The sequence below is a fragment of the Candidatus Woesearchaeota archaeon genome (genome assembly GCA_016214075.1).
Lineage (GTDB): Archaea > Nanobdellota > Nanobdellia > Woesearchaeales > DSVV01 > JACRPI01.
On record JACRPI010000002.1, the window covers coordinates 1 to 23856 of the forward strand.

Genomic DNA, 23856 nt, shown 5'->3' on the forward strand with positions numbered 1-23856 from the left:
AAAGTTCATCCGGAATTCTCCAACCATCATCTCTAACAACTAATCCCATCGGGTCACCTCTTCTCATTCTCACGTGACCCATTCCCTAATATCTATTCAATGAGAAAGCTACTATTTATTCCTTTCGGGATAGGCTCTAAACATAATATTAAAGAGATTACAATAGACAGAAAAGACGAAAAGAGTGAAGGATAAAGGAGGATAAGCATTTGCTTTTTCTGATTACTTTCTCAACATATGCTCTAAGAAGCAAAACAATTAAAAACAAAAACAAATCAAAGAAGGCTATGAAACACGTCTTTGCCCTTCGCCATGCGCAAAAAAATCTTCTCACTGGCGGGATTACGAAAAAAGGAGAAGAAGAATGCGCGATGATTGGAAAGCTTCTCCCTGAATTCGCAATCACGATTTCATCACCAAGAAAACGATGTAGTGAAACAGCAAAATTAATTGTGAATCATGATCCAAAAATAGAAAAAGACGCGGATATTGAATTTGACAGCGGAACAGAACTTGCGCAATTAATCCGCAACATCCTAAAGAAATTACAAGATGGACAAAGTGCGCTTATTGTGACACACAGTCCATGTCTTGAACCAGCGTACGCGCTTTTGCAAAACAAAATTCCATTACAAGAATCGATTCATTTTCGTTCTTTAGAGGGATTTATTGTGGATGAGAAGAAAAGAGTGAAGTTGTTTGTGCGTGAGTCACAATAGTTATAAAGCAATCTTTTTTTCCTTGATATATGAGAATTCATCTGTTTCGTCATGGACAAACGTCGTGGAACAAACAAGCACGTCTCCAAGGGCAGACAGATATTCCACTAGACGAAATAGGACAAAAACAAGCTGATGCGCTCGCTTCTTATTTTGCAGCATTGCAACTTGCTGCAGTGTATACCTCCGATTTGGTACGAGCGCAAGAAACTGCGCAACGCGCAACACAAAATACATATCCTATTATTACTGTTCCATATTTTAATGAGAGAAATTTTGGTGTTCTTGAAGGAACAGCCATAGGAGAATTCGCAGGAGATTTCAGAGCACAATTACGAGATCCGGTGTATTGTCCTCAGGGAGGAGAATCGCACGAAATGGTTGAACAGCGAGTTCGCGAAGGAATAGAAAAGATTGTTGCATCTCATACCCCCGAAGATGAAATTGCAATTTTTGGTCACAAAGGAACAAACTTCCATATCCTTACAACACTCATTGGAATTGAACAGGCACGCCAATATCGTTCAGGAGATAATTGTGCTGGTCTTGTTTTACTCTATGCTCAAGAGTGGTCTGTTGAACGAACTATTCCATAAGAGAGAAAATTAAAAAGAAAACAAAAAATAATTACCGTGGTCAGATTTTTCTTTGCTTGGCGATACTAAAACTTAAATCGCTGCCAAGAGAGATTTTTAGTTTTTAGAACTCCAAGATAGACTAGCGAAGAAATTCCCAGTAAGAAACAACTTGAAAACCAATAGGAGAAAAATAAGAGCCCATTCATTGTAAAAAAGTTAAAAGATAACAAATAATACGAAGAATTACCTAACAAATTTTCTCCATAATTATTTTGTACAGCCACTAACGAGAAATATGGATAATATAAGAGCATGATTATTGTATATGCAGCGAAGAAAACGCCTAGAATGACACACTTTTTTACATCTTTTTTTGCAGAAATACTTTGGATCACTTTAATTAAATGCCAAGCTACAACTAAGAATGCAACAACAAAAACAATTTCACGTGGTGTCCCCTCAAGCAACCTATTCACTGCATAGAACCCATCCAGAAAGTAAGTTAAGAATCCGATAATAAAAAGCAAAAATAGGATATACATAATTGCCTTATTGCGTATTATCTTTTTCATAATTATATTTTGTTGTAACAAGTATAAATAGGTTTGTAGTAATTTCTGAATAGTAACTTAGTATCCAAAAAAAGAAATAGCGAAAAACAATCAAATAAGCAAACAAAAAATAAAACAAAAAAAATAAATCAACCTACTGATTCTCACTCAAACCTTTTCTGTTTCGGATTTGGGTAATAATCTTCATCTGCAATTCACCAGGCAGTTTTTCAAACATCTGGTCAATAACAGAGGAGCTTCCTCGTCCACCAGTAGCGGAACGCAAGTCGTTGCTCATGCCAATCATTTCTCCAACTGGAAGTTTTGCCTTGACAACAACCATGATTCCCACTTGATCCATCTCCAATAACTGACCACGTTTGTTCGCGATCAATTTGGAAATTTCTCCCATGTAATCCACTGGCGCTTCGAATTGCAAAATCTGTACTGGTTCGAACATCACAGGACCAGCAGCGTTCATTGCTTCGCGAATACCTTCACGAACAGCAGGGTACAACTGCGCAGGACCTCTGTGGATTGCGTCTTCGTGCAACTTACAGTCCATCAACGAAACCATAACTTTAAAGCAGGGCTCACGCGCGAGTGGACCCGCGTTCATGACATCTTCAAACATGTCAAGAACCATTTCCATGATTTCACCAAGGTGAATCTGTCCTTTAGTCTGTTCAAAGATCACGTTGTAATTAAAGAACCCTTTGACTTTCGCTGCGAGTTTTGTGTCAAAACCCATCGCGACAAGTTTGTCTCGCATAACAAGATCAACTTTCTTGACACGAGAATTTAAAGGCAAATCACCTGTTTTAATCGCGTCAATCACTGCTTGTGGGATTGGCTCAACCTTGAAGAACAAATGGTTGTGCTTGTTCGGAGATTTTCCCATCATAATTTCAGATGCTTTGGAAACTGTTTCTCTATAAACGACAATTGGCGCGCTGGTTTGGATGTCAAGTCCTTTTTCTGTCTTGATTCTATTTTCAATGACTTCAAGGTGCAGTTCACCCATACCACTCATCAAGTGTTCTCCTGTTTCTTCGTTGATCTTTACTTTGATACATGGATCTTCTTTTTGAACCATGCGAAGAATTTCAACGAGGCGTGGAAGGTCACTTGGTTTTTTCGCTTCAACCGCTTTAGTAACAACAGGATCAAAGATGTGTGATATTTCTTCGAATGGCTCTGTTGGTTTTTGGGTGATTGTTTCTCCTGGCATTGCTTTTAATCCAGCGACACCAACAATGTTTCCAGCAGTCGCGAAATCAACAATTTCTCGCTTCGCGCCGTTGTAAATGAAAACCTGCTGAACACGAAGATTTTGTTTTCCTCTGTTCAAGTAAACTTCCATTCCTTTCTGAATCGTTCCACCAAAAAGACGACCAGCGGAAATTTCTCCTGCTTGTGGATCAACAACAATTTTCGTGATAACGAAGAAGAGTGGACCATTTGGATCACATTTTTGTAAGGCAATTCCTTCTTCTGTTTCAAGTTCTCCTTTCCAGAGTTTTGGAATTCTGTAATGCTGCGCGACAACTGGATTTGGCAAGTGCGTAATAACCGCGTCTAAAATACATTCATGAATAGGCGCTTTTTTCTTGAGCACTTTATGACCATCTGGATCTGAGCCAGTGTATGCTGCAATAACATCTTTCAATGTAATTCCTTTTTTCTTCATGTAGGGAACAGAGAGAGCCCAATTGTGGAATGCGCTTCCAAAACAAACACTGCCATCGACAACGTTAACTTGGAATTTCTCTCCATATTCCTCGCCGCCAATTTGCCGAATAAGTTTATTGACTTCCATGATAGAATTAACAAATCGTTGTTGCATTGCTTCAGGAGTCAACTGTAATTCCTTAATGAGTCGGTCAACTTTATTGATGAAAAGAATTGGTTTGACTCGTTCTTTCAATGCTTGTCGAAGAACTGTTTCTGTCTGCGGCATGATTCCTTCAACTGCGCAAACAAGAACAATACACCCATCAACTGCGCGCATCGCGCGAGTAACGTCTCCTCCAAAGTCAACGTGACCAGGAGTATCGATTAAGTTAACGAGATATTCGTGTCCTTCATATTCGTGAACCATGGAAACGTTCGCTGAGTCGATAGTGATACCACGAGCGATTTCGTCTTCGTGGAAGTCAAGCATACGTGCTTGACCTGCTAATTCCTCGCTCATCATTCCTGCGCCGCAAAGAAGGTTATCGGAGAATGTTGTTTTTCCGTGATCAATGTGCGCGCAAATTGCAATGTTTCGGATTTTATCCTGTTGTTTCATTAATCGCATAACGCGATCAACCATTTTTTCTGCCATGTAAGCCTCACCCAGTTTATATGTTGTATATTTGTATGTTAAATATAATTTTCTGAATATAAAAGTAAAAACAAAATAAAAAAATTAAAGTGTATGTTTTTCATGCACTGTTGGATAGCTGTGCAATTCTTTCGCGCTGAACCATAAAGGAACTTCTGCTTTTGCGTCATCCTTGGATCCTGATGCGTGAATAAGGTTTTTGATTGCAATACCTTTCTTGTCCGCATATCCATACGAATGATGTGCAAAGTCACCACGAATTGTTCCTGGCGCGGATGCTTTTGGTTCTGTTGCGCCAACCATTTTTCGGACAACATCAACAGCGTCAATGCCTTCGAGAACCATAGCGACAACAGGTCCTGAAACAATAAATGCTTCAAGTCCTTTGTAAAATGGTTTTTCAACGTGCGCTGCGTAATGTTTTTTGGAAAATTCTTTGTCAATCCAGACCATTTTCATGCCGACAATTTTAAGACCGACATTTTCAAAACGAGTCAAGAGTGTTCCGATAAGTCCGCGTTCAACACCATCTGGTTTGATAAGGACGAGTGTTCGTTCAAACATGCTCTCCACCTTATTCCTCAGAAGGCGCGTGCGCTTTTTCAGCACGTGCTTCTGCTGTCGCTGCTTTTTTCAACGCAACGCCTGCTTCTCCTTTCACATAGTGCGCTGACCACTTGTAGTTGACAGGCTTTCTGTGCAAGCCAATGTAATTTTTTTGACATTTGCTGTTGAGGAACCAAAGAACTTGACCGTTCTTGCGAACGAACATTTTTCCTGTTCCTTTTGGAATTTCTTTGCCGCTGAATGCGCATTTAACCATAGATAATCACCTTATGCATTTCCGCGTCCTGCTTTGTTGAGCGGACGTGCTTCAATTTCTGTTTCTCTGAGCATGAGAATATCACTTTTTTGTATTGGACCGCGAACGTTTCGTCGGAGGATTTTGTTTTTATCAAAACCTTCGAGAACTTTGCAACGGACTTGAGTGACTTCCCCTCGTGTTCCTGTTCTGCCGATGACTTCTTCAACGCGCGCGGGAACTGCTTGAGAGAATGTAACTGCTCCTTTTTTGGATTCTGCCTCCTCAGGTTTCTGTTGCTGAGGTTTTGCTTTTGGCTGTGGTTGTGGTTTTTCTTGCTCTGCCATTAGTACTCACATCCTCAAGCTTTTAATGCATCAAGAAGTTTTTTTGCTTCTCCTTCGACAACAATAGCGATTGCGCCTGTTGGAATAGTTAATCCTGCTGCTGCGCCAAGTTGTTCTTTGCTTGGAACTTCAACGCATGGAATTCCTTTTTCTTTTGCGAGAAGAGGTAAGTGCATGATAACTTCAGCTGGCTGAACGTCTTTCGCGACAACAACAAGTTTTGCTACTCCGCGTTCAATTGCTTTCGTTACTTCGTTGGATCCTTTTTTGATTTTCCCTGTGTTTCGTGCTACTTCTACTGCTTCATAGATTTGATCTGCGTCTACCATAGTCTATTCCTCCGAATATAATGTTTTTTATTGACTTGAAAGATAAAAGAATTGCTTCTTTCCTCGCTCCAGCATATAACATTTCTATCACATGCCTTCATCAGTCATTGGTCTTCTGGTTTCATCCAGAATATTCTCTGAAAACAGGGAGTTATTTATAAATGTTTTGTCGTCATGAAAAAATGCCGTAATAGATACGCCAAAAGCGAAAGATAATCGGAAAACCTATCGATGTTTGTTTTAAGATGATTGTTCTAAGAAAAGATAAAATGTTATCAAAACAAATCTTCAAAACTCAAAAGCCCAAAATGCTGCAACGAAACTTCCGGCAACAGTAATCCAAGAATAATCAGCGCTGGAATTAGAAAATACGTCCAAATCCCGATAAGTACAAGCCCGAACAGCAGGTAATAACATTTTCTCCCTTGCTGAAATATCCACGAAGTGAACATATAAAGTCCAACAAGCTGAAGGACAAGGAACACAAAACCAACGCCAACTGCTGTTTTCACGCTGTCAAAAAAATCAAGATGCAATGGCGCTTTGAACCATGCTTTGAAGGTCAAGTTGTCTGGCTCATAGATTTGCCAATAAAGAAGTGAAGCGATCGCGAGAAAATGACCGATAATAAAAAGAACCGCAAAAATGTACGCGACGCGAAGATAGGAAGGCAATTCCATAAAACGAAGCATGAAAGTCATTTTATCCTCTTCTATTTTTTTACCGCAAGAGCAATATCTCCTTCTTGCACAGTCTTTCTACCAGAATGCGCAGCGATGCGCGCTGCCTGATGCGCGATGTCGTGCGCAATTTTTTCGAGCGCGGCAGTGAGCGCGTCGACACCGTCTGCGCTGACTCGTTTCGCTCCTGCGTCCATGATGATGCGAGCAACAGCTGCTTTAGGAATAACTGTTTTTCTTTTTGTTCCTACCATGAGCATTCTTAGAAAAAGTATGTTTATATAACTTGCGTTCGAGAGTATGTTTAGAATCGCCTTGCTGTCCTTTTGAATCCCTAATCTATTTTTTATTTTTTTTGTAAGAAGAGAAAATAACGAAAGAAATCAACAAAAGAATCAAAACAAAGACAAGAATGTTAAAGATATTTTCTTCAGAATAGTTGTATCCAACGATTGTTTCAATTGGAGCAAACCCATTTCCCAATCTCACGAGATCTCCCTCTGCATCAGAAAGCAATGCGGTTCTGGAGCAGATATTTGTGTGCAAATCTCCACTTTCATCAGCATACGCATACACAAGATACGATTTTCCTTCTTCAAAAGAAAAACCACAATCTCCGCCACCTTGGCCTGTATGAATAATAAGCGGTTCAGAAAGAACACCTTTCCAATATTCTTGGACAGTAAAACTAAACTCAAGATCGGGGAAGATATATGCTCTATATTCAGAATGATCAACAGCAATCACAGTCCCAACAAAAACAACATCAGCTCTTTCAACTTCTTCCGTAACAGTGCCAGGCATAATACAACTGCATGCAAACGCAGAGAAAGAACTAACACAAAAAGCAAACAACAATGCCAAAACAAACAATACTTTTCTCATAACAAAATGAAAGCAAAACCTCTATAAATATTCATCGAAGACTTCAATTCAAGTAGAAGTGAAAAACAAGAAGAATGAAAAAAGAAAATTCAAAAAAAATTACTGACAGGAAGCGATCCCAGCATCTTCAACACAACTCTTTCCAGTTGGGCAAGATTGCGCAGCAGCGTATTCATAGGTAAAATAACCGTATTGATCTTCAGCGCAACTAACACGAGTGATAGATCCTGCAACACAAGTATCTGCTTTAACAAAACTATCACCATCATTTGCAAGCTTGATTTTATTTCCTTGATCTAAACAAGAAGTCCATTTGGATGAAGAAGGAGTCTCGACTTCAAGTGCCTGACCAGCAACATCCCGTGAATTTCCGGTTCCAAGATAATTCAAAAAAACAAGGAAAGCGCCAAGTGCAGCGACTATTCCAACGATCCATATAAAATAAACAGCTGTTTTCTGTGCATCTAATGTTGCCATATAAGCCACCTCATTATTTTTTAGTAAAAAGGAAAGTGATTCTCATTTAAAATGTTATGAATATGTGCCATTTACTGTCTGTCATCACCAGCTGGTTGGATCATTTGGATCTGTACCATTGCTGACTTCATCACCGTCAGAAAATCCATCTCCATCGCTATCTGGATTTGTTGGATCTGTTCCGATAGGAGGGGTAAAGATGCCATTGAGTTCTTCTAAATCAGTAAGTCCGTCGTCGTCAGTGTCCGCGTCAGTGGGATCAGTTATTATTCCGAAAGGATTCATCCCTATGATTTCCTGATAATCAGTGAGTCCATCGTCATCCGTGTCCACGTCATTAGGATCAGTGCCTTCAGCAATTTCCTCGGCGTCGTTGAGACCATCGTCGTCAGTGTCTTCATCCATGGGATCAGTATCATTTTCATGCTCATACGCATCATCTAATCCATCGTCATCAGAATCGCTGTCATTTGGATCAGAAGTATATACGTCTCCATACGATGATTCTAATCCCATAACCTCTTCGTAATCCGAAAGACCATCACCATCGCTATCTGGATTTATTGGATCTGTTCCAAGAGGACTAAAGATGCCATTAAGTTCTTCCATATCAGTAAGCCCATCATCATCGGTATCCGCGTCAGTGGGATCAGTGACAATTCCTGAAGGATTCATCCCCATGATTTCCTGATAATCAATAAGTCCATCGTCGTCACTATCACCGTCATTTGGATCTGTTCCGTAAGTTTCCACTTCTTCATAATCAGAAAGACCATCATCATCAGAGTCATCATCGTTTGGATCAGTTTCATATGTGACTACTTCATCATAATCAGAAAGACCATCATCATCAGAATCGCTGTCATTTGGATCAGAGAGATAATCATATATTTCTTCGAAATCAGTGAGCCCATCACTGTCTGAATCATCAATACAATCAGGAACGCCATCCGCGTCAGCGTCTATGGTGTCGTCAATTCCAGAACAGAGATCCGCAGTGTCGTACACGCCGTCGCCATCAGTATCTGTAGTGTCTTCCTCTTCTGTTTCTTCAATTGGAGTAAGCGCGTCAATATCATCTTCGATATCTTCAATATCTCCATCAATATCATCAATATAGGATTCAATATCGTCAAGGAGAGCGGCAACATCATCTTCAACAGCATCATAGTCCGCTTCTGTATCAATATCTGAAACATCAGTACGAAGAGCGTCAATGGAATCATCATAATCTTCATAATCACTTTCCACCTGCTCAAGAAGATCATCAATGTCATCTTCTATATCTGAGTCTCCGCCTGCTGTATCAAGTGAATCATATAAGTCTTCTATTTCTTCAATCAACGCGTCAAGATCATCTTGCGCACTTGATAAATCTTCAGAGAGAGATTCAACATCATCTTCGTCTGCTTCTGTATCATCTTCTTCATCGCTATCGTCTGAAACAGTGCTTGTTGCTGTTGTTGTGGTTTCTGTCGTTTCTTCTTCAACTTCTTCCCCTTCTTCAGTATCCTCTTCAACTTCTTCATCAATTATAAAGTCACAATCTCCAGGGCAGGACTGAATTTCACCAGACTGACATGCGCCATCACCGCAAAGCGAGCGTGCAGGAGCAGGTTGCTGTGCTTGCGTCGTTTCATCTTTACATGCAGAGAGCAGTAAGAGAAGAGTAAGCAAAAGAACTAGAAAAGCAAATATAATCTTCTTCTGGAAATAAGTATTTTTCATAAGAGTGGATATTTTTTGAATTAAAGATATATTTAATCCTTTCGAAATTTTACACTAAAATAAGTTTTCTTTCACAAACTATAAAAGAAGGAGAAGGATCATCTCAAAAATGAAAACATGGATAGTTTCAGTCTGGGTCATATTAATCCTTTTAAGCAGTTGTGGAGAACAAGAGCAGCAAAAAGATCCAAACGAATTTATCATAACAACCGCGGATGAAGTGAATATTACCGCAGTCTACAAAGAAACAAATCAGACAACAAAAGCAGTACTCCTTCTGCATATGCTCGGAAAAGATAAAAGGGATTATAATAATTTAAGTGTATATCTCCAACAAAATGGTTTTAGTGTGCTTGCGATAGATTTCCGCGGCCATGGAAATAGTGATCTTGATTACACTACATTTACAGAGGAAAACTGGCAAAACCTTATCCTTGATGTTGAAGCGGGCGTTGATTTCTTAGAAAGCAAAGGATACAAAAGAATCGCAGTTGTTGGCGCGAGTATCGGAGCAAACGCAGGATTGAAGCAAGCAGTGCAAGATACACGAATTGACTCTTTAGTGCTTTTATCAGCAGGAGAAGCGTATCATGGGATTAATGTGACGGCGATCGCGCCATATTACGACAGACCTGTTTTGATTGTCGCGGCGATGGACGATAAAGAAGCGGCAGTCGCGGCAACGCGAATTTATAACGCAATGGAAAATCCATATAGTAATCTCAAGATGTATCCAACTGGCGGTCACGGAACAGAAATGCTCCAGAGCCAAGATGGACTAGCTGCGACAATAGTAACGTGGTTGCAGGAAACATATTAAGTATAAAGTACCGTAAACGAAAAGAAGATTCTTATTCTCCATCTACTGTAAATAACACATTATCTTTACCAACGTCAAACAACCCTAAGCGCGCGCCAGCGTCTAACCACCCGTGCGCATAATTCAGCGCGGCGAATGCGGTCACGATATCTCCTTTATCTGCAAAATGCTGGGCATCAGAATAATATCTCTGTGCCATATCAAGAAAATCTTCAGCGGACGCTTGCCAATCAATATCTTTTTGTTTTCCTATTTTGACTTTTTTGAGCGCTCTTCCTGTCACGTCAAAGTATTTCGCGAGTTTGTCTGGAGTAACAGTTGAGCCGCTCATGAGAAGGGAATAATCAATGCAGGTTTTTAATAGTTGTGGAAGAAATGAAAGAAATAATTTAGTTAATACAATAAGCAAAAACAACAACAATGGCACAGACGGTCTTGTCACTTCGTTCCAAGCCCTACTCCGCAAACGAGAACCACTCACTTCGTAAGTGAACCTCGTTCGCTCCGTCTGGCCATGTTGTTTTTGCTTTGGACGTAAGAACGCACAAGACCGAACATTCCTGTGAGGTCTTGTGCGTCGAGACGCGAGCATTTGTCGAGCGTCTCTTTTAGTAGTTAGTGTTTGCTTTTACTACAACAAATATTTATAGTTATAACATCAAGATGAAGAACTCCAAGAAACTAAACTTTTATTAACAAACAAAATACTCAAACAAGTATGAACTGGGAAATAATTGGCTACATTGGCGCGGCGTGCACAACATTCTGTTTTATTCCGCAACTCGTCAAGACAGTAAAAACAAAATGTCTCGATGATTTCTCGTACGGCTATCTCGCTGTTCTCGGGTTTGGTGTCTTGATGTGGCTTATCTACGGACTTGCGATCAACAATATGGTCATCATCAGCGCAAACGCGATCACATTGATGTTTGTATTAAGCTTAATTTCTATGAAAGCGTGGTATAAAGACAAAAAGAAGAAATAAGAGAAGAAATTAAAAAACAGAAAGATAAAAAAAGCAACAAGAAAATATCAGCACATCTTCTTCATGTCTTCAGTGCCATATGCTCTGCAAACGCCATCGAGAAAGCCCCAAAGAGAATCTCTCCCATTTTTGACTGCTTCCATCACCGCGAGCTGCCGTTCAGGCGTGTTCGCGTGTTCTGAAATGATGTCCCACCAGACATTCGCGTGCTTGACATCGAGAACGCCGTGAAGTTGAAAAAACTCAGTCCCTCGTGTATCATGAATCCCATAATTTTTTTCAAGACCATGCAGTTTCTTTTCCGCGACAGCGGGAATTTGTGATTCGTAGGCGGCAAGGCAGCCGCTTCCTTCCAAGAAAGAAGAAGCAGACATTTTTTTGAAAGTGTCAACCGCGTGCTGTGTTTCAGGAAGGGGGTTTGACGCTTTGATCTCTCCACGTTTTGCGCCGATTGCTTCGCCAAAACGCATCCAGAGTTCAGTGTGATTTTTTTCTCCATGTTCTTCGTCATACAAATTGTCCGTTATCGCCTGCCGTACTTCAAAGATTTCACAGCCAGAGTGCATGAGACTTAAAAAAATAGGAAAATTTCGTTCAAGATGATAGTATTGTTGCGCGTATTTTTGCATCACAGTAACAGGGAGTGTTCCATTTTCCCACGCCTGATAAAAAGGATGTTTGAGAAGATGTTTTTTGTCAATTTCTGTCTGGAGTTGCTGGATAAACGCTGTTGATTCTTGCATAAGCCCACCTCTGAAAAAGCAAGAAGTGTTTTTGTTTAAATGTTTAATGCTTTACAGCAAATACCGTTCAATCAATTCTTTTCTGGCTCCGAGTTCATAATTTTGAAGATCAGGAGCAGGACAATCATTAACATACCATTGAGCAATATCACCGCCGACTTTTTGAACAAATCGATCACGGAGCCAACGAGGATATTCACATCTATCAAAGCCACCAAGCAGTTCTTGACGAACACCCTCAAGATTAGTATTCTTGCTATACATTGGAAGATCCAAAAGATAGGCAAGTACTGGCGCAGCGTCAGACATGGAATGCACAAGCACTTTTGCTTCTGGTGCAAAATGAGAACGCTGCTGTTCATAAAAAATAAATCCATTATTATTCACATTTCCTTGATGATCTCCATCAGATGGATATTCTTTCCAATGATCAACAACGCCAGCACAAACTTTCACGAGATACGCGTCTAAACTCGCTCGCCGCTCATCAGGCATCCTATTTGGGAAATCAGCGTCAAGAATGTACAGATCAAATTGTTCACGTGAAACTACGTCAACAGCCATTTCCAGATCAAAAGTAAATGTTGTTCGGCGAAGAAGGCCAGAAAGATCAAGAGGAAGTGCTGCTTCTAGAGCAACATTCTCCATTCTATCAAAAAAGTTAGGGCTGTCGTCAAGCCAGAAGATGCGTTGGTACGTCATGAAATAACAAGAAAGAAAAAGAGTTTAAATAATTATTTATCAAAATCCAGCAACTGCGGCAAACTCGTGTCAAGCAGAATGATCGCTTTTTTCGCGCCTTCTTTGATTGCAGGAATATTTTCTATTTTCTCAACAAATAAATCTGTTTTTGCAGTGCCAAACAAATGATCAGGATATTCTTCAACCATCTCCATGTAATCTCCAAACTGCTCATAAAGACTATGAAGTTCACGAAGATTACCAATCATTTGCTTCATCTCTTCTTGTTTGGGCATCCAATTCAGAATGCGAACCATAGGCAGATTGTGATAATCAGTATAATTCACTAAATGTTTTTTCCATAAATACAATTTCACAGCCATGTCCGCGCACCAGTGCGCGTTTTGGACAGCAGCAGGGTAATAGCCATCTAAATACAGATGAATCGCAGCGTTGTAGGAATGCAAGACAGCTTTTTTGTAACTATCTTCGCGGATTTCGTTAACATACTTGAGACCTTTAATCGCAGCAACACCAACAAGTTCATGACCATCGATTTTCATGAAAGAAAGAAACATCGTACGCTATAAAAATATTCGCTCTTTTATTTAGACAAAGGCTCGTAAAGATAATTTTAGAATCGCCTGATGGTCCCTGAGAATCCCTATGTATTTTTTAGTTATTTTCTATTTCATATTTTAATAAAAGGATAAATTGTGTAGGGGGACTTTGCTGGTGCGTGAAGAGAAATAAAATAAAAGAACAAAAAACCTAATGTTTCAATACATCAGGAATTTTCTTAATCTGTTCAATGCGAGCATTCACCGCATTCCAGCCAATATTCTCAAAGAACGCTTTGATGTAGTCCGCACGTTTAACCCCATAATCAATCATGTACGCGTGTTCGTAGACATCAAGAACGAGCAATGGTAAACACCACCAGACGCCGCCAAGATCATGTCGGTCACAAAGATAATTGTGCACTCGACCATCAAGGACATTGATCGCAAGAACAACCCAGCCACGAGAGCTTGTCGCTGCTGCGGTGAAATCTTCTTTCCATGCGTCATAGCTGCCAAAGTCGCGTTCAAGTAATTTCAGAATTGCTCCAGAACAGGGAGTGTGTTTGCCATCGAGATTTTCAAAATATGCTTCGTGCAAAAAAACGCCATTCACCGCAAAGGCTTCTTCTAATTTTAGTTCACGAAAATCTGAATGTGTTCCGTTTCCTGCTTTCGCGACAGCTTTTTGTTTTGTTTCAATTTCGTTTAATTTGTTGACATACCCCGTATACAACACATCGCGATGTTCCTGAATCTGTCGATCGCTGATTCCTTTCAATGTTCCTTCAAGAGGATATTTCTTGACTTTATGTTGCCCGCTTGGCGTAAATAACATTTCTACCATAGTTTCACCTCAATGTTTTACTCAATATTGTAAATAACCTTATTTTACCTTCAACGTTTCCTGTCCTGGCTGCCAATCCACTTGGCACAACCCACCAGTCTGCAACGCCGCAAGCACGCGAACAGTTTCTTTGACGCTTCTGCCAATGTTCAGCGCGGAAACAACCTGATAGCGAAGAACGCCTTCTGGATCAATAATAAATGTTCCACGTAAAGCAATGCCCGCGTCTTCAATCAACACACCAAATTCTCTGCTGAGTTTGTGCGCGGTGTCCGCGAGAATGGGAAATTTGACATCTGGCATATCTCGTTGAAACCACGCTTTGTGTGCATGCGCGGAATCTGTACTCGCCCCGAGAACAACTGCGTTATACTTTGTAAAGTCAGCTTCCGCGTTTGCAAAGCCAGTGATTTCTGTTGGGCAAACGAACGTGAAATCCAACGGATAAAAAAACAAGACAACCCATTTTCCTTTATAATCGCTGAGTGTTACCTTTGTCATCTCACCATTCTGATATGCTTCAAGCTGCATATCTTGTACTTTTTCTCCTACTTTTACCGTCATGGTCATCCCTCCATAAACCATTAAAAAAACAGTCTACTGAATAAGGTGTGAAACAAAGAACACATATAAAAAGATTATGCATGAATGAGTCGTAATGTTTTAAAAGGAGAAGAGAAATCAATGGACATGAATTATCTACACACGAGAAGACATGAACATGCTACACACGCAGAGATTACACAGCGCTTAAAAGCTTGTGCTGGAGAGATTATCAGTCACACACTTACTGTTGAACATGTACCACAAAGTGCGCGCGAAATTATGGCAAATCCAATTGTTCATCAATTTGTGAGAGCCGCGTTTCGTGACGTTGTAGTGGACTGTCTCGCCGCGTATTTTGACAGATTAGAAGAGAGTAGAGAAGAATTATTAGAAGACGTAGTAAGAAGAACAAAAAGTAAATATGGGACGAGACTTCGTGTCGTACAGTCTGCGATAGAGAGAACGTATAGAGGAGAAGAGTACAGAGATGTGCTCACAGGAATTACAGGACGCATTACGCCAGAAGTGTACAGTGCTTTAGTTGTCGTTGTCCGAGAAGAATATGCACGGCAATATTAAAATTAACCCCATGCGTCTGTCTTAATTTGTTCTTTCGCGATACCGCATTTTTCTAAAACAGAAACAACGTCTTTCACCATAGGCAAAGAACCACAAATAAAAGCAGCCTTATTCTCGCCATCTTTGACATACATCGGAAGCGCGTCTGTGACATGTCCGACATCAACATCAGGATCAGAATGATCTCCTGGCTGGCTCATCACAGGAACAAAATGGAAGTTGTTGTATTGCTCTTCTAATGAAGAAAATTCATCTTTAAAGAGAAAATCAGTGTCGTGCCGAAAGCCAAAGAATAACCAGACAGGAGCAGTATAACCACTCTCAAAAACATGCTGAATCATCCCGCGCAAAGGAGCGACACCAACACCAGTGCCGACGAACATAAGCTCTTTTTTCTGTTCTTGCTCAACAATAAATTTGCCGTATGGTCCATCAATCTCCAGTTGCGAACCAACAATAAGCGTATCAAGAATGCTGCTGACTCGTCCATCTGGAAGAATTTTAATGCATAACTCCACGTAATCCGCGTGAGAAGGAGACGACGCGATAGAATACGAGCGTCTGTTTAATTTCCCTTCTTTATCTGTAATGGAAATAATAATGAATTGTCCTGCGATAAAAGAAAACGGTTTTCCTTGAGGGAAGCTCAAGCGGAATAATTTAACATGATCATTAAGTTGTTCTATCTTACTTACTGTCGTCATGTATTTCTGTAATGCCATCAGAAGCGAGAAAAAGGAGGGGAATATAAGTATTTCGCTCAGAATTGAAGTAATTTCTGTAATCCTGCAACACGTGCTCCTTCGCGATTGTGATAAGGAACGTCTGGAAAAAGAGCTGTTCGTTCGTAAGCGTCCTTCATGAACTTATCCAGGCGATGAAACATACGACTGCCAATGTGATCGCAACAATGACACAGTTTTTCCTCGCTGGTGTAATAGCCAATTTCTGTTAAGCCCTCACGAAGAATGGTTTCCTGCCAGGATTCATCAGAGAATTCCATTCGTCCCGCGGCGATATCAAGCATCAGAGGAGAGGTGGGAGCATCAGCGCCGCGGCGAAGAAGAACAAGATGCGGTGTATAATCTATTCCAAGCAGCGCAATATGGCAAAGCCCGCCTTGATAGCCGCGAATTTTGGACGTCGCGGACGTCAGCTCAATTTGTTCTCCTGCGTTTTGCTCTCGATAAGAATTCCTGAGTTGCGCGACACGGTCTTCTAAGAACGCCGGATCAGCGACTTTTTTTGCGTCAGAAAATGACATGGTGTGCGAACTAAGATAAAAATCAAATTCATAACGAACAGGAGTATTTACAATTCCTGTAGGAACAATTGTTGCGACAACTTTATCAAAAATATACATAAAAAGAAAGAAAGAAAAATGAGATTAAAAAGGTTATGATGTGATAAGTTAATTAAAACTCTTTCCGCATCCACAACCGCCTTTTGCTTGTGGATTCTTAACAACAAATCCTGCGCCATGCAGTGTTTCAACATAATCAACGCGAGAGCCATCTAAGATGCCTAAGCTCTTTTTATCAACTAGAACAGTCAAACCATCTTTTTCAATAACTTTGTCATCAGCTTGTTTGCCATCAGAATCAAAAGAAAAGTCGTAGGTCATTCCCGAACAACCGCCAGGCATGACTGCAATACGCAACGCTGTTTTTGTCGTGTCTTTGTTTTCTTTTTTGAGCAATTCCAAAACCTTCGCGACCGCACCGCAGCTCACTTCAAGAGAAGCATCTCCTGAACAAACAGTAGGAGCGCGAGCAGGCTTGTTTTTCATAGTATGATCTAATTTCTCATTGATGTCTGCAAGAATAGTGTCAATTTCTTCTTCAGCCATACCATGGCTTCGGAAGCCTTCTTCGAGTGTTTCAAAAGGAGAAACATGACAACCAACACAGTGAATTCCTTTTTCTGTAAGCAGCGGCGCCGCGTCAGGATATTGTTCTAAAACATCGCCAATAGTAAGCTCTCGTCGTAATCGTTGTTCAACAGTTTGTGTATTTTGTTCCATGGATAACCACCTTTATAGATTATGTTTCTTTTGTTGAAAATAAGAAGAACTATATATAAAATTTATGCAAGAAAATGACTGAAGAGAAACCTACGCCACAGTTGGCTCAACAGATTTATCCCCTGGACAATACGCTGCCTTATTTTCATCACGAGTGCAGCTTGCGCCGCTGTCGCAAAGCGCGATCTTTGTGTAGGTAAAAGTATATTCACCATAATCATAATCTGGAGGATCATTTTTCAAAACACATGCCGCTTTTCGAAGAAACTTATTCTGCATGCCTGTGCAAATGTCTTTCTTGACACGCTTTGCTCCGTCTTCGTTGCTGAGAATAATGTAATTCCCATAATCCTTACAAGAAGAATAGGTAGAGGTAGTAGAAACCGCGCCAGTAAGAACGTTGTCGCTATTTGTGCCAAGAAGAACAGCCGCGACACCAACAATCGCAATAAGGCAGAAGAGAAAGAAGAATGCATGAGAGTGATGTTCGTGAATGTCTTGCGCATTTTGAGTGCTTTGTTGCTTCTCTTGTCCCATAATGATTTATTTTCTGAGAGTAATAATATATAAAACTATTGCAAAGTGCTTAGCAACAAAGCGACAAGACAAAAAAAACAGGAAAATCGCAATGCCTCCTTCAAAGAATCGCCCTACAGTCCTTGAGAATCCCTAATTTTTTTTATTTAATAAAGAGAAAGAAGAACAAGAAAACCAAATGAGTGTTTACAAGCGACTAATTGTAGAAACTGAAATAAGATTATAATTGCGAATTAAAAGATCAGGCTTCAATTTCTTCAGTCTAGCTTTCGGCGTGGTCGTCAAGAGCGCGACAATCTTCATCTTCGCGCGTTTTGCGGCAGTAATGCCTGGCAGAGAGTCTTCAAACACCACACATTGAGAAGGTTTCGCTCCTAACATTTTCGCTGTCTTGAGAAAGATCTCTGGATTTGGTTTGCGGAAATGCACTTGTTCAATTCCCACAACAGGAATTCGAGATAATCCTATCGCGCGAAGAGAAGCAAGCACATTCGAGCGATGACCACTGCTTGCGATTGCAACCTTAAAACCCTGTCTCTTGAGTGCGTTGTAAAATTTCATAAATCCAGAGATAGGTTTCAAAGGATGTTTCTTGAGTAATTCCTGATACTTTCGCCGACGTTTATCGACAAAATCATCAAGATCTTCAGGAAGTTTGTATTTCCGAATGTACCACTGCGCGATAAACCGAGATCCCGCGCCAACAAAAATGTTTTGCCATTGTTTGTTTGTAATGGACAATCCATATTTTTTAAGCAGAATGTTGAACGCTTGACGATGCAATAATTCGCTGTTGGTCACTGTTCCATCAAGATCGAAAATAATTGCTTTGATCATAAGATTATTTCAAGAAAAGAAGTATATTAAATTTATGGAAAATGTTTAGAAATTTATTTTTCTTAAAGAATGCAAAGCCAACAACAACATTGGCACAGACGGTCTTGTCGCTTTGCTCCAAGCCCTACTCCGCAAACGAGAACACCCCACTTCGTAGGGTAACCTCGTTCGCTTCGTCTGGCCATATTGTTGGTTTTGCAATAAAACTACAAATGCACAGACTCGAGCGCTTAATGCGAGAGTCTGTGCATTAAGACGCGAGCGTTAGTCGAGCGTCTTCTTTACAATTTAAATAACACAGACGCACCGCTCGCAGGGCATCCCAATCGCAGCAAGCTGCGGGGTAACGTGAATTGCGTCAACAAGTGATATAAAACGTAATTCACGGAATTAATAATTTCGCCATTATACTCTATCGTTAGCGAAATTATTAATATTGCCCACTCGCAATTCGGTGCGTCTGTGGAATTGTGAAATTGGGTCACAGCAAGCTGTGGGGTATTATTTCGAGCTATGCTCGTAATACTACGAACCTTCGGTTCGAAGTAAACCCAAATTTCACAATAAAAAAGAACAAGCAAATAAACAAAAAAGAGTCTAAATATAAGGGAATACCATTCGCCAAAAGCGAAAGATTTTCGGAAAAAAGCAATTATACCGAAAACCTTTCGAATCATCCGAAAAAATACGGCAAATTCTCCAAAAATTTTCGGAAAAGCCGTCGATAAACCTATTAATAAGCATCACTTCAAAAAAACCGCGGAAGAGAAAAAAGAAAAGGTGAGAATATGGAAGCATATAGAATAGAAGAAACTGTAGGAGACGCGATAAGAAGCATGTATGTCGGCGGAAACTGGGGACGTCGTTATGTCAGTTCGTTGTTAGACATCGCGAATGATTACCTCCATAAAAATGAGCTGGATCTCGCGCAGCAATTTGTTGAAGAAGCGAAACGCTATGATGACGGAAAATATAAAGGAGAAATTGAAGTGACTGAGTTTTGTCTTGAAATAGACAGAATGTTCGCGGAGTATGACCGAAGAGTGCAAATGCAATGAAAAATAATTTTTTTATTTTTTATTTTTCTTTTTTTACAGAAATAGTTTTTATTTTTTCACATTCTTAATAATACCATACCCAATCAATCGGAATCTATTGCCAATTCGTCGAGAAATAGTAACGCGAGAACCAATATCGCAACAGACAGGAACTTTAAGTTTGCATAAAACACTGTTCTTCGCGAGTTTGTAAACAACCCCGACAGTAACCGCGGAGTTGACATTCAACATCAGTGGCTCTTGAAGTTTAATTTGCTCAACAACAAGTTCTTCCTTACTTCCAACAACACGCTCAAGAAGATGAACTTCAAGATCAAGGTCATACAAAACAGAAGGCAATTTACCTGGAAGACCAACTACATCCCCGGTAAGAACGTCAGATTTAACAATAGAAGGATCAAGATCAGTAAGAACAGCGATAGAACCACCAGGTTTTGCGATCTGTAAAGGAGTATTTCCTGTCATAAGACCAAGAATTTTAGTGAACAAAGGCTTGTGGACTTTCTGGTTTCGTTCTTCAACAAAGTAGCCAGGACGGATTTCAATTTCATCACCTACTTTGAAAGAACCCTGAATCAATGAACCACCTAAAACGCCACCGCGCATTTTTTCAATAGGAGAACCAGGTTTGTTGATATCAAAGCTTCGCGCGATAAACATGCGAGGATCAAGAGTTTCATCACGAGAAGGGGTTGGAAAGAATTCTTCAAACGCGCCGAGAAGCGCGTCAATGTTTACTTTATGCATCGCGGAAAGAGGAATCACAGGAGCGTTTTCATACGCGGTTCCTTTAAGGAAATCACGAAGCTGCTGATAATTTTTGAGTAACCGTTCTTTGTCAACAAGATCAATTTTGTTTTGAACAATAATAATTTTTTTGATGCCAAGAATTTCAAGTGCCTGAAGATGTTCTCGTGTTTGCGGCTGTGGACATTGTTCGTTTGCCGCGATTAAGAGAAGCGCGCCATCGATAATTGTCGCGCCAGCAAGCATTGTTGCCATGAGACTTTCGTGTCCAGGTGCGTCGACAAAACTGATGATGCGAACAAATTCGCCGCCTGCATTTGGATCAGTCGTGTATGTTCCATCTTCTGTCTGATAAATAGTCGCGTTTGCGTATCCTAAACGAATAGTGATCCCGCGTTTCATTTCTTCGGAATGGGTGTCTGTCCATTTCCCGCTGAGCGCTTCTGTCAGTGTTGTTTTTCCGTGATCGACGTGACCAAAAAGACCGATGTTAATGACAGGTTGAAGAGCGTGTTCAGAAGATTTTTTATGAATTTTTTCTGCTTTGTCTTTTTTATGTTCTTTAGGATGTTCTTTAGAGTCTTTTGCTTCCTTAGGCGCTTTTTCTTTTTTGACCTTAGGATGTTTTGGTTCTTTATGCTCTTTTTTTTCAGTTGACATGCATTTTCCTCATGATATAAACAATAAATAAAAATAAAGGTATAAAAATTATTGCGCAGGAGCTTCTGCAGCTTTTTCTTCAAACAAAGGAGCGCTTCCATGTTTGACCACAACAAAGTTCAGTTGCGCAATCTTGTCATGGATAGTGTTTCCGCAAACAGATTTTCGCTGGCGTGATCCTGGATGGAACTGGAATGGCTTTGTCTTTCTAATTTTGTATTTTAATGGTTTAAGACCAATTCCTTCTACTGCGAGAATCTTTTTTCGTGCGAGGCCTGGAACGTCTGGCCGCATAGGAAAGCCGCAGTAATCTGAGCCACCAGTAATTTTGAATTCATACCCCGTAAGGTCAAGAAGTTCGCCGCGAACAGTGTCGCCTAATTTTTTGCCGAAGAGCGCGTGACTGTTTTCTTCGCTTAATTCTTTCTGAACGCATTTTCCTTTCTTAGGATCCGCGATAACTACTTTAATTCCAACCATATTCTCAATCTCCCCGAAGTTTCGAAGCCTTCATAGCCTCTATCTCTCTGAGACACCTCAGCGTTAGAGATAAAATAGCTGTTGGTTTATAAAGATTGTGTCGAGGGAGGGGATTTGTCAGGAACAGAATATCTCTTAATGTATTTAAAAATTAAATAATACCTCATACAATGCTTCACGTTGCGTGGGTCCCCCTGACATTTTGCTTTTGCTGGTGCGTGTATTTTAGCCCATGAGCAAACAATCGCCTCACAGTCCTTGAGAATCCTCAAATCTTTATTATTTTAAAAAAATGAAAGTTAAGAGAAAGTGAACGAATGACAGCGATCAAATTTTACCATCCAAAATCCCGTGCGCATTTAACGCGGCGACAGAAAATCGTTCTTCGCCAGTATGCGCGAAGAATAATGTCTGCAACGCTTCTTTCTCACGATTCGAAACCCGAGCAAGTTGATCCGCGACAAGAAGTCCATACGGATATCCCAAGAACACACCATCTATACTCTGCGACGCGAGCAGTGAAGCAACATCAAACAGTTTATCCGCAAAAGATGCACAAACTTCCAACCGAAAAATATGCTGCGAACGAGCGTGCAATCGCACAAAACTCAACACCGCGTTGTGCTTGAGATCATGCGTAGAAAAAACAGGAGAATAGAGCCACGAACCCCTTTTATCAAAAGAAGCGAGATGAGAAACAACGCTTTCTCCAGTATTGCAAAGAAGCGCGGTTGTTTTGTTCAGCCCAGAAACAATAATACTTTTTTCAGAAGCAGCTTCATAGAGAGACGCAAAAGCGCGTTGCTCATGCGAATTTTCTGGAAGCAACGCGCGATCAAAAACAAGAAGCGAATCAGAAGAAAAAATAGATGAAGATAATTCAGAAGCAAACTGAATTTCATGTAATGCGCGAAACACTTCTATTGCTCTGTTCAATTTTGTCCGCAAAGAAAGATCTCCGAGCAAAGGATCATCAAGCGAGAATGATGGAAAAGAAACATCTGCAAGATCGCCATAACCCTTCAACGTCACAACGATCTCATTTTCTTGGTGCAAAGACGCGGCAAGCACATATCCTTCTCTTTTTTTCTGAAACACCCGTTTTCCATTCTGAAACCCAACGCAGGCAAACCGAAGAAACTGTAAACAATAATCTGGAGTTTGAAGAATCTCCGCATTGCCGCCATCGACAAAATACATGACTTTATCAGAAGATGAAGGAAAAGAAGGTGAAGAAATTAAAGACGAGGAAGACAATGGTTGGAAATATTCTTCACAGAAAGAAACAGGCGTATATGCTGGAGAAAAAGGAAGCAGGTGAATATCAGTGCTTTGCATTCTCCGTAAAGAAACAGTTTGAATATCCTGAAGAATTTGTTGCGCGAATGCTTTGTTCATGAAAAAAGTGAAGAAAGAGGAGTTTAAATGGTTATTGTGTCAAGTGTTTTCTTTTAACACGTTCTGGTTCAGTAAGATAATTATTTGAAGTCACGACTTTTCTTTTTAATTCCTTTTCAAGTTGTACTCTTGCGCCTCCTGCAATAGTTCCTCCTCTTCTTGCTGCGTCCTTGTTCTCCTCAAGACCTTGCGTATTGTCCACTTTTGCTATTTCTGTTGTTGATTTTTCTCCAAGCATAGAGAAGATAAGTTCCAAATCAGTCATGTGATCTCGAAGGTTTTCCTTTTGAAGTCTTTTGAGTTCTTTATGTTCTGACACTGTCTTTCCGAAAGTCGCTTTTGCAATTTCATTAGTCAAGATTGCAAATTCTTTGTTTTCATCAATACCACGCTGTTTCCATTCATCGGTTAATTCCTGTCGAATCGCAATTCCGCGTAATCGTTTGTCAATCCAATCTTTTGAATATCCTTTTTGTTCATAAAGAAGTTTCATTCTTTCTTGAGCCAATTCAGGATTTTCTATTTCTTGAACTCGCTCATACCCCACCTGAGCAAGCCATTGTTTGAATGGTTCAGCTTTTGGAGAAGGGATTGATTGAATAATACGAAAAATACCTTCTGTGTTTGCACAATTCATCTGCTGTATCCCCCCAAAAGTTTCCACAGGAAGGGTACGTACAATTTGTACCCACCCTTGCGAAAGAGGTTCATCTCTCTGTTTCATTCTTTGTATATACTGTTTGGGGTCTTTAGAATCCGTTAACACTAAAACAACATCTTCTATGACAAACCACCACAGGTCGTTATGCCATGTTCTTCTGATATTTTTATCTTGAAAAGTTATGAGAGATTTTGTTTCCATACAAAACAAGAAGCAGTTCTCCCTTATATATCTCACGCCGGAATGTCGAGTGAAGGAAGTGCTTTGTG

General features: G+C 40.3%; 32 protein-coding genes. 6 read left to right on the plus strand and 26 right to left on the minus strand.

The genetic code is table 11. The annotated features are described in order from the left end of the window. Positions 1-287: 287 nt before the first annotated feature. Positions 288-719, plus strand: coding sequence for a histidine phosphatase family protein (locus tag HZC31_00110; GenBank protein MBI5001767.1), 432 nt, complete (start codon positions 288-290; stop codon positions 717-719). Positions 720-748: 29 nt separating this feature from the next. Next, on the plus strand, positions 749-1315 hold the full coding sequence (locus HZC31_00115) for a histidine phosphatase family protein (GenBank protein ID MBI5001768.1): 567 nt from the start codon (positions 749-751) through the stop codon (positions 1313-1315). Between the two features lie 65 nt (positions 1316-1380). On the opposite strand, the gene HZC31_00120 is transcribed toward HZC31_00115, so the two are convergent. The 11 genes from HZC31_00120 to HZC31_00170 all read right to left on the minus strand — a co-directional run bounded on the left by HZC31_00120 (position 1381) and on the right by HZC31_00170 (position 9425). After that, positions 1381-1869 (minus strand): hypothetical protein, encoded by a 489-nt coding sequence (locus HZC31_00120; protein ID MBI5001769.1) that lies wholly within the window; start codon positions 1867-1869, stop codon positions 1381-1383. Positions 1870-2002: 133 nt separating this feature from the next. Continuing rightward, a complete protein-coding gene (locus HZC31_00125) occupies positions 2003-4165 on the minus strand; it encodes an elongation factor EF-2 (protein ID MBI5001770.1) in 2163 nt (720 codons plus the stop codon). A gap of 96 nt (positions 4166-4261) precedes the next feature. Further along, a complete protein-coding gene (gene ndk, locus HZC31_00130; GenBank protein MBI5001771.1) occupies positions 4262-4741 on the minus strand; it encodes a nucleoside-diphosphate kinase in 480 nt (159 codons plus the stop codon). Between the two features lie 10 nt (positions 4742-4751). After that, entirely contained in the window at positions 4752-5000 is a 249-nt protein-coding gene (locus HZC31_00135; protein MBI5001772.1) for a 50S ribosomal protein L24e, read from the minus strand. An 11-nt stretch (positions 5001-5011) separates the two neighbouring features. Then, positions 5012-5326, minus strand: a complete 315-nt coding sequence (locus tag HZC31_00140) for a 30S ribosomal protein S28e (protein ID MBI5001773.1) — start codon at positions 5324-5326, stop codon at positions 5012-5014. 14 nt (positions 5327-5340) lie between these two features. After that, positions 5341-5655 (minus strand): 50S ribosomal protein L7ae, encoded by a 315-nt coding sequence (locus HZC31_00145; GenBank protein ID MBI5001774.1) that lies wholly within the window; start codon positions 5653-5655, stop codon positions 5341-5343. A 275-nt stretch (positions 5656-5930) separates the two neighbouring features. Then, positions 5931-6356 (minus strand): hypothetical protein, encoded by a 426-nt coding sequence (locus HZC31_00150; protein ID MBI5001775.1) that lies wholly within the window; start codon positions 6354-6356, stop codon positions 5931-5933. 11 nt (positions 6357-6367) lie between these two features. Then, positions 6368-6589: an NFYB/HAP3 family transcription factor subunit gene (locus tag HZC31_00155; protein ID MBI5001776.1), complete on the minus strand. Its 222-nt coding sequence runs from the start codon at positions 6587-6589 to the stop codon at positions 6368-6370. Between the two features lie 85 nt (positions 6590-6674). After that, positions 6675-7220, minus strand: a complete 546-nt coding sequence (locus tag HZC31_00160) for a hypothetical protein (GenBank protein ID MBI5001777.1) — start codon at positions 7218-7220, stop codon at positions 6675-6677. Between the two features lie 99 nt (positions 7221-7319). Next, the gene (locus HZC31_00165; GenBank protein ID MBI5001778.1) at positions 7320-7697 is read right to left on the minus strand and encodes a hypothetical protein; all 378 of its coding nucleotides are present in this window, start codon (positions 7695-7697) and stop codon (positions 7320-7322) included. 84 nt (positions 7698-7781) lie between these two features. Next, a complete protein-coding gene (locus HZC31_00170) occupies positions 7782-9425 on the minus strand; it encodes a hypothetical protein (GenBank protein MBI5001779.1) in 1644 nt (547 codons plus the stop codon). 109 nt (positions 9426-9534) lie between these two features. Here HZC31_00170 and HZC31_00175 point away from each other — a divergent pair, with 109 nt between their 5' ends. Continuing rightward, positions 9535-10245 (plus strand): alpha/beta fold hydrolase, encoded by a 711-nt coding sequence (locus HZC31_00175; protein MBI5001780.1) that lies wholly within the window; start codon positions 9535-9537, stop codon positions 10243-10245. Between the two features lie 31 nt (positions 10246-10276). On the opposite strand, the gene HZC31_00180 is transcribed toward HZC31_00175, so the two are convergent. Continuing rightward, a complete protein-coding gene (locus HZC31_00180; GenBank protein MBI5001781.1) occupies positions 10277-10576 on the minus strand; it encodes a DUF357 domain-containing protein in 300 nt (99 codons plus the stop codon). A gap of 387 nt (positions 10577-10963) precedes the next feature. Between HZC31_00180 and HZC31_00185 the strand changes: the two genes are divergently transcribed. Then, on the plus strand, positions 10964-11230 hold the full coding sequence (locus HZC31_00185) for a SemiSWEET transporter (GenBank protein ID MBI5001782.1): 267 nt from the start codon (positions 10964-10966) through the stop codon (positions 11228-11230). Between the two features lie 47 nt (positions 11231-11277). Here HZC31_00185 and HZC31_00190 read toward each other — a convergent pair whose 3' ends face one another. The 5 genes from HZC31_00190 to HZC31_00210 all read right to left on the minus strand — a co-directional run bounded on the left by HZC31_00190 (position 11278) and on the right by HZC31_00210 (position 14625). After that, on the minus strand, positions 11278-11973 hold the full coding sequence (locus tag HZC31_00190; protein ID MBI5001783.1) for a CADD family putative folate metabolism protein: 696 nt from the start codon (positions 11971-11973) through the stop codon (positions 11278-11280). A 51-nt stretch (positions 11974-12024) separates the two neighbouring features. Further along, positions 12025-12675, minus strand: a complete 651-nt coding sequence (locus HZC31_00195) for a hypothetical protein (GenBank protein ID MBI5001784.1) — start codon at positions 12673-12675, stop codon at positions 12025-12027. Between the two features lie 32 nt (positions 12676-12707). Continuing rightward, positions 12708-13217, minus strand: coding sequence for a hypothetical protein (locus HZC31_00200; protein MBI5001785.1), 510 nt, complete (start codon positions 13215-13217; stop codon positions 12708-12710). Positions 13218-13425: 208 nt separating this feature from the next. Next, positions 13426-14052, minus strand: a complete 627-nt coding sequence (locus tag HZC31_00205; GenBank protein ID MBI5001786.1) for a superoxide dismutase — start codon at positions 14050-14052, stop codon at positions 13426-13428. A gap of 48 nt (positions 14053-14100) precedes the next feature. After that, the gene (locus tag HZC31_00210) at positions 14101-14625 is read right to left on the minus strand and encodes a peroxiredoxin (protein ID MBI5001787.1); all 525 of its coding nucleotides are present in this window, start codon (positions 14623-14625) and stop codon (positions 14101-14103) included. Between the two features lie 84 nt (positions 14626-14709). On the opposite strand from HZC31_00210, the gene HZC31_00215 reads away from it, so the two are divergent. Beyond that, positions 14710-15186 carry a hypothetical protein gene (locus HZC31_00215; GenBank protein MBI5001788.1) on the plus strand — a complete coding sequence of 159 codons (477 nt, stop codon included), beginning with the start codon at positions 14710-14712 and terminating at the stop codon, positions 15184-15186. Between the two features lie 2 nt (positions 15187-15188). On the opposite strand, the gene HZC31_00220 is transcribed toward HZC31_00215, so the two are convergent. The 5 genes from HZC31_00220 to HZC31_00240 all read right to left on the minus strand — a co-directional run bounded on the left by HZC31_00220 (position 15189) and on the right by HZC31_00240 (position 18583). Continuing rightward, the gene (locus HZC31_00220) at positions 15189-15908 is read right to left on the minus strand and encodes an FAD-dependent oxidoreductase (protein MBI5001789.1); all 720 of its coding nucleotides are present in this window, start codon (positions 15906-15908) and stop codon (positions 15189-15191) included. 38 nt (positions 15909-15946) lie between these two features. Continuing rightward, positions 15947-16549, minus strand: coding sequence for a hypothetical protein (locus HZC31_00225; protein MBI5001790.1), 603 nt, complete (start codon positions 16547-16549; stop codon positions 15947-15949). Between the two features lie 48 nt (positions 16550-16597). After that, the gene (locus HZC31_00230; GenBank protein MBI5001791.1) at positions 16598-17209 is read right to left on the minus strand and encodes an iron-sulfur cluster assembly accessory protein; all 612 of its coding nucleotides are present in this window, start codon (positions 17207-17209) and stop codon (positions 16598-16600) included. Positions 17210-17299: 90 nt separating this feature from the next. Next, positions 17300-17746, minus strand: coding sequence for a hypothetical protein (locus tag HZC31_00235; GenBank protein ID MBI5001792.1), 447 nt, complete (start codon positions 17744-17746; stop codon positions 17300-17302). Positions 17747-17932: 186 nt separating this feature from the next. Next, a complete protein-coding gene (locus HZC31_00240; GenBank protein MBI5001793.1) occupies positions 17933-18583 on the minus strand; it encodes an HAD family phosphatase in 651 nt (216 codons plus the stop codon). A gap of 788 nt (positions 18584-19371) precedes the next feature. On the opposite strand from HZC31_00240, the gene HZC31_00245 reads away from it, so the two are divergent. Then, positions 19372-19641, plus strand: a complete 270-nt coding sequence (locus tag HZC31_00245) for a hypothetical protein (GenBank protein ID MBI5001794.1) — start codon at positions 19372-19374, stop codon at positions 19639-19641. Between the two features lie 48 nt (positions 19642-19689). On the opposite strand, the gene HZC31_00250 is transcribed toward HZC31_00245, so the two are convergent. The 4 genes from HZC31_00250 to HZC31_00265 all read right to left on the minus strand — a co-directional run bounded on the left by HZC31_00250 (position 19690) and on the right by HZC31_00265 (position 23788). Further along, positions 19690-21048 carry a translation initiation factor IF-2 subunit gamma gene (locus tag HZC31_00250; protein ID MBI5001795.1) on the minus strand — a complete coding sequence of 453 codons (1359 nt, stop codon included), beginning with the start codon at positions 21046-21048 and terminating at the stop codon, positions 19690-19692. 48 nt (positions 21049-21096) lie between these two features. Then, on the minus strand, positions 21097-21528 hold the full coding sequence (locus HZC31_00255) for a 30S ribosomal protein S6e (GenBank protein MBI5001796.1): 432 nt from the start codon (positions 21526-21528) through the stop codon (positions 21097-21099). A 327-nt stretch (positions 21529-21855) separates the two neighbouring features. Further along, positions 21856-22926, minus strand: coding sequence for a hypothetical protein (locus HZC31_00260; protein ID MBI5001797.1), 1071 nt, complete (start codon positions 22924-22926; stop codon positions 21856-21858). Between the two features lie 31 nt (positions 22927-22957). Then, positions 22958-23788 (minus strand): Bro-N domain-containing protein, encoded by an 831-nt coding sequence (locus HZC31_00265; GenBank protein ID MBI5001798.1) that lies wholly within the window; start codon positions 23786-23788, stop codon positions 22958-22960. Between the last annotated feature and the right edge of the window lie 68 nt (positions 23789-23856).